This is a genomic window from Paenibacillus zanthoxyli JH29, from assembly GCF_000520715.1.
Taxonomy (GTDB): Bacteria; Bacillota; Bacilli; order Paenibacillales; family Paenibacillaceae; genus Paenibacillus_AQ; species Paenibacillus_AQ zanthoxyli.
In genome coordinates, this window is sequence record NZ_ASSD01000309.1 from 1 (window position 1) to 6,429 (window position 6,429).

2 protein-coding genes and 1 pseudogene are annotated in these 6,429 nt (G+C 47.6%); 2 read left to right on the forward strand and 1 reads right to left on the reverse strand.

Annotation, left to right across the window (positions count from 1 at the left end; all coding sequences use genetic code 11):
- Nucleotides 1–1,841 (forward strand): Tn3 family transposase (locus L691_RS0111290; protein ID WP_036736675.1); only part of this gene is annotated, 1,841 nt, incomplete at its 5' end.
- Between the two features lie 221 nt (nucleotides 1,842–2,062).
- A pseudogene (locus tag L691_RS34080) lies at nucleotides 2,063–2,544 on the forward strand (tyrosine-type recombinase/integrase).
- 258 nt (nucleotides 2,545–2,802) lie between these two features.
- Here the strand turns inward: L691_RS34080 and L691_RS0111300 are convergent.
- Nucleotides 2,803–6,423, reverse strand: a complete 3,621-nt coding sequence (locus tag L691_RS0111300) for a non-ribosomal peptide synthetase (RefSeq protein ID WP_269634843.1) — start codon at nucleotides 6,421–6,423, stop codon at nucleotides 2,803–2,805.
- Between the last annotated feature and the right edge of the window lie 6 nt (nucleotides 6,424–6,429).

Sequence of the window (6,429 nt, forward strand, 5' to 3'; positions counted from 1 at the left end):
CCCGCCCTCCCCCCCCCAGCCACTACCGACGTATGGTACCGGAAATTCTAAGCATTCTGCAGTTCCGCTCCAATAACGAGGTTCATCGTCCTGTTATCCGGGCTTTGGAGTTAATCCAAAATTATGCGGACTCAGGGTTGCATTACTTCCCCTCCTTCGAGAATAGCCCGATTGACGGCGTTATTCGCAGCGTGAACCGAGATATTGTAGTCGAGAAGGACGATAAGGGACAGGAACGCATTAATCGGATAAATTATGAAATCAGCGCCCTTCAAGCGCTGCGCGACAAACTACGCTGCAAAGAAGTATGGGTCGTGGGCGCAAATCGGTACCGCAATCCGGACGAAGACCTGCCCGCCGATTTTGAAGAGCGCCGGGAAGAGAACTACAAAGCATTGAAACAGCCGCTCGATGCGGAAGCCTTTATTACGACGCTGAAACAAGCGATGAGCGAAGGGCTGGAGAAGCTAAATGCCGGGATGCCAAAGAATCCAAAGGTTCGCATTACGGAAAAAGCGGGCGGTTGGATCGGCGTTTCACCTCTGGAGCCCCAAGCGGAGCCGATGAACCTATCCCGATTAAAAGGTGAGTTGCTTCGACGCTGGCCAATGACGAGCCTGCTCGATATCATGAAAGAAGCGGACCTGCGAATTGGATTCACGGAACAATTTAAGACAGTTGCCAATCGAGAAATTTTGGATCGGGGGACGCTGCAAAAAAGACTGATTCTCTCGCTCTACGGCCTTGGAACCAACACGGGCTTGAAACGTGTGAGTGCCGGGGATCATGGCGATTCCTATAAGGACTTGCTGTATGTAAGACGCAAGTTCATTCATAAAGACAATTTGCGAAATGCCATAGCCGATGTCGTCAACCACATTTTCAAGGTGAGGATGCAAGAGGTTTGGGGTGAGGGTACAACGTCCTGCGCGTCAGACTCTAAGAAATTCGGCGCATGGGATCAGAACCTCATGACGGAATGGCACAACCGGTACCGAGGCCGCGGCGTGATGATTTACTGGCATGTTGAGAAAAATTCAACGTGCATTTACTCGCAACTCAAATCATGTTCCTCGTCGGAAGTCGCTGCCATGATGGAGGGACTGCTTCGCCACTGTACCTATATGGAAGTCGAGAAGAACTACGTCGATTCCCACGGGCAGAGCGAAGTCGCGTTTGCCTTCTGTTATTTGCTGGGATACCAGCTCATGCCGCGTCTCAAGGCGATCCATTCACAAAAACTGTATCGACCCGAACCCGACATGGCCGATGCTTATTCTAACCTCCAGCCGGTTCTCACCAGGCCGATCAACTGGGAACTGATCCGCCAGCAATACGACCAAATGATGAAGTACGCTACTGCGCTGCGGCTTGGTACCGCCGAGACGGAAGCCATCTTGAAACGGTTCACGCGAAACAACTTGAAACATCCAACTTACCAAGCCTTAGGGGAGCTGGGTAAAGCCGTCAAGACGGTCTTTTTATGCGACTATTTGAACGCCGAAGAGTTGCGCCGCGAGATTAATGAAGGGCTGAACGTTGTGGAAAACTGGAACTCAGCCAACAGCTTCATCTTTTACGGCAAAGGCGGCGAAATCGCAACGAATCGTATGGAGGATCAAGAAATGGCCGTTCTATCGCTGCATCTTTTACAAAATTGTCTCGTTTACGTCAACACCCTCATGCTGCAAAATATTCACTCAAACAAAAGATGGTTCGACATGATGACACCGGAAGATTTACGGGCGCTTACACCCCTCATCTACACACATGTCGACCCTTACGGCACATTCCGCCTCAACATGAGTGAACGATTATCTTTGGAAGGAGAACTCGCGTGACGGAAAAACGTACATCATCCAAAAAGAAAGCCCGTGAGCTCGCCAAGTATTTGCGCGGCGAGCGGCCAGACTATGCATACTTGAAAAGTCTGTTCCAGCACTTGCGAACGGAGCTTGAAATCGATATTCCAAAGGCATCCAAAAAGCTACCCTACGTTCCAACAGAAGAGGAGCTCAAGCGCTATTACGAGGTTGTCTGGAAGTCGAAAAATTTCCAGGATATGATGATTGTCAAGACGCTCATGTATACCGGAATCCGGGTAAGCGAGCTCATCAATATTCGGCTGACGGACATTGATTTTCATTACTGCCAAATTCGCATTAATAACGGAAAGGGCGGCAAGGACCGCATCGTTCCATTCCCACAGTCATTTAAAGAACTGCTGGCCATGCACGCTGAGGCGATGAGGAAAAAGCAGGCAATGTATCTATTTGAGTCATCGTGGAAGAAGAAATATACGGATCGAGGTATTCGGAAAATTTTGGCCAAGTATTCGGAAGAGGCCGGTCTTACAAAAACCTTTCGCCAGACAAGCTACGCCACTTCCTACTAACCTGGCTGAAAAAGAAGGGCATTGACGACGCACTCATACAACCGTACTCCGGCCATGAAAGCCGCAAGTCATTAGAGGTGTATTCAAAGCTCGCCATTACCGAAGCACAAAACGAGTACAACGAGGTTATCAACAAATTTCCAATCTAACTCATACGTTTGCACTTGGTGACAGCGACGCTGGTATTACCCCTATAGATAGCGCCCATGCTGAGCGCACATAACAAAGCTGACGCCGATAACTTACCGACGTCAGCTTATAAACCTAGGTTTTTTTGAATGTCCACTAAATGAGGTTTTGCCACGTAACATAAGATGTCTTTTTTATTATATCTACTTGACATGGTTATGAATACTTATGAAGGTGCTAAATAAACGTAGTAGTGCCTACTACTAGCACTTGAAATCTCATTTAATAGCTTCAGGCGTCATAACTTTAATAATATGTCGACTTATAATCTCACCGATTCCTTCAACAATCGGTGTTTCCATCATATTAGCATGCTTACCTTCAACATAATTTAGTTCGATATTATTACTGTTTAATTCCACCCATTCATTGGACAGGTCCCTTCCTTCTTTCGTACTAAAATATAGGACCTTAGAGTTAAGTTGCTGGATGGTTTCATCTACCAATAGATTCATATTCGTCTTATAAATGTTAACCATCTTAATGAATTCATTGTAAGTGGTACTATAAGGTATCATATTTATTTTTTTTGATTCATTAAAAATATCCTCCAGAATCTCTTCTTTTTTATTTGTGTTTTTGTACGTTAACTCTTTTTCTTTCAGAAAGCTGCTTCTTATTTCTTGTGCGAGCTCTTCTTCAGACAACTTGTAACTCTCTCCTGGGAACATACTATCTAACATGACGACCATATTTACGGTATCTATTTTTTGTAGCTCTTCTGCTATTTTGTATGCTAGTACCCCTCCAAGTGACCAACCTCCTAAAATGTAAGGGCCTTTGGGTTGAATCTTTTTAATTTCCGCAACATACACTTCTAAAAGTTGATTGAGTGTGAATTCATCATCTTGGTGTAATAGTAATGGAGACTGGATACCATAAAATGTGCATGCTTTACTTAATAATTCGGATAATTTTAAATATGCATTTATATGGCCTCCAGCTGGATGAATAAAAAAGAAAGGATGTCCATCTCCGTTACCCATTTTAAACGTAATACGATCCTGTTCTAATAATTTATCATCTCGTTTAATAAGTTCAGCCAATTTTTCAATATTAGGATTTTGATAAAAGTAAGAGAGTCCCAATCTCATTCCCCATTCTCTCTCTATTTTAGCAATCAACTGAACAGCTAGTAGAGAATGACCTCCCATTTCAAAAAAACTCTTTTTGACACAGACATTTTTATAATCAAGTAAATTTTGGAAGGCTTCATACAAATAAGATTCCACTTGATCTCTAGGTAGAACAGGCTCGCTATCTTTTCCTTCGGGATCCTCTATTCTCAAAGCATTCCGGTCAATTTTTCCATTAGATAAGAGCGGTATATGTTCTATCTGAATAAAATACGAAGGTATCATGTAGCTTGGCAAATGAGCCTGCGTATAGCTTCGCCACTCCTCAGGGCTCCCTTCCCCTACAATATGCGCCGCTATCCGTTTGTCCTCTTCCCCAAACGTCTTTACGGTCACCACCACTTGTTGAATCGTTGGATACCTTAGAAGAACATTTTCAATCTCTCCCAACTCAATTCGGTATCCTCTTATTTTCACTTGGTGATCCAACCGACCTCGGTACTCGATCTCTCCATTGGACAGATATCTTGCTGCGTCTCCGGTCTGGTACAATCGTTCCTCTTGGCCTTCTTTAAGCGAAAGAAGCTTAAATCTTTCCGATGTCTTCTTTTCCATGTGTAGGTATCCTCTGGCCAGACCGCTCCCCCCGATGTACAGTTCCCCTTCTACTCCTATCGGTACCGGTTGTTGCTCCGCATCCAGGATATGCATCCGGGTATTTGCCATAGGTCCGCCAATCCGAATACATTCATTCCCTTGTATTTCCCAAAGTGCGGACCATATCGTACTCTCTGTCGGACCATACATATTGATTGCTCGGCTTCCATTGGAGATCAATTGCTCGGCTATTTGAACGGGGAGGGCTTCACCACCTACCAGTGCGGTAAAGGTCCGTGGTAATACAACGCCTTCTCCCATTAGCAGTTTCCAAGTCGAAGGCGTTCCTTGCATATGGGTTACATGATGCTGTCTAATCAGTGCTGCCAGTTTTTGTCCGTCCCGGACCTCTTCTCCGCAAGCCATGATCAACTTTGCTCCGCTCATGAGCGGCAGAAATAATTCCAATATGGAAATATCAAACGACATGGAGGTTACTGCCAACCAGTTCATATCTGCATTTGAATGTAACGTTTGTTTCATTGCAAAGAGGAAGTTCATGAGACTGTTCTGTTGAATCATGACCCCTTTCGGTTGACCCGTTGAACCCGAGGTATAGATCACATACGCTAGGTTCTCTCCTGTGGCCTGATTCTCCGGCGCTTCTCGGCTTTCCCTCTCCATCTGCTCCTTCTCGGCATCCAGTTCGATCTTCCCTACGTCCTGCAACCAGCTGTCCGTCATGCCCTGCTTGGTGACCACCAGCTTCAACCCAGCATCTTGTGCCATATAGCTCAATCGACTTTGCGGATACGACGGGTCCATCGGTACATAGGCGCCTCCCGCCTTCAGAATCCCCAGCAATCCCACCAGCATCTCTACCGATCTCTCCATGCATATGCCCACCAGAACTTCCGGACCCACGCCTCGTTTTTGCAGGTAATGTCCCAACTGGTTCGACCGTTCATTCAGTTCCCGGTAACTCCATGCCTCTTCCCCGAAGATCACCGCGATCCCTTCCGGATTCTCCGCTGCCTGTTCTTCGATCAGCTCGGTGACCAATCGCTGGTCCGCATACACAACTTCGGTCTGATTCCATTCTTCTACAATCTGGCGTTTCTCTGACGCCTCCATCAGCTCCAGTTTCCCCAGCGCTTCGGACGGTCGCTCTGATATCTCCTCCAGCCACGTTAACCAGTGCCTGGACATCCGCTGAATCGTCTCCGCTTCAAACAGTTCCGTGCTGTATTCAAAGCTGGCCATCAACCCACCATCCGCTTGCTCGCTCATCGCCAGCGTCAGGTCGAACTTCGAGATTCCTCCGTAGCTCTCCAACTGCTCCAGGCTTCTTCCTGCTCCGCCGGACTGCTTTAACAGTTCCGCCTGCTCTTGCGCTTGCCAGTTAAACAGCGTTTGGAACACGGGCGAATAACTCAAACTCCGTTCCGGTTGCAGCGCTTCAACCACTTTTTCAAACGGTACATCCTGATTGTCCTGGGCTTGCAGCGCCTGCTGTTTGACCTGGCTCAGCAGCATTTCAAAGCTCTGGGTCGTATCCACTTCGGAACGATACACCAAGGTATTGACAAAAAATCCGATCAAGCCCTCAATGGCCCGGTAGTTCCGGTTAGCCACGGGACTACCAACCACAATGTCGCTTTGTCCTGTATACCGGGATAGAAATCCTTGATACGCTGCCATCAACGTCATAAACAACGTCGCTTGGTTCTCCCGACTGCGCGCTTGGAGTTTCGCCGCAATGCTGCCCGGCACCTCAAAGGCATACGTCCTCCCCTTGTAACTTTGTACGCTAGGCCGCGGTCGATCCGTGGGTAACTGGAGTACGGGCAATTCGCCGCTCAATTGCTCTTTCCAGTACGACAGCTGGCTCGAGAGCACCTCTTCCTTCAGCCAGGATCGCTGCCACGATGCAAAGTCTGCATACTGCACAGCCAGTGGCTCCAGTTCTGCGGAGCGGCCCTGGACCAATCCTTCGTACAGGCGCATCCACTCCCGCATAAATACACCGATCGACCATCCATCCGCAATAATGTGGTGGATCGTTCCCAGCATCACCCACTCCTGCTCGCTCATCCGAATGGCTTGGATCCGCAGCAGCGGTCCGGTCTCCAAATCAAACGGCTGCTGCTCGGCCTCCCTCTGCAGCCGCTC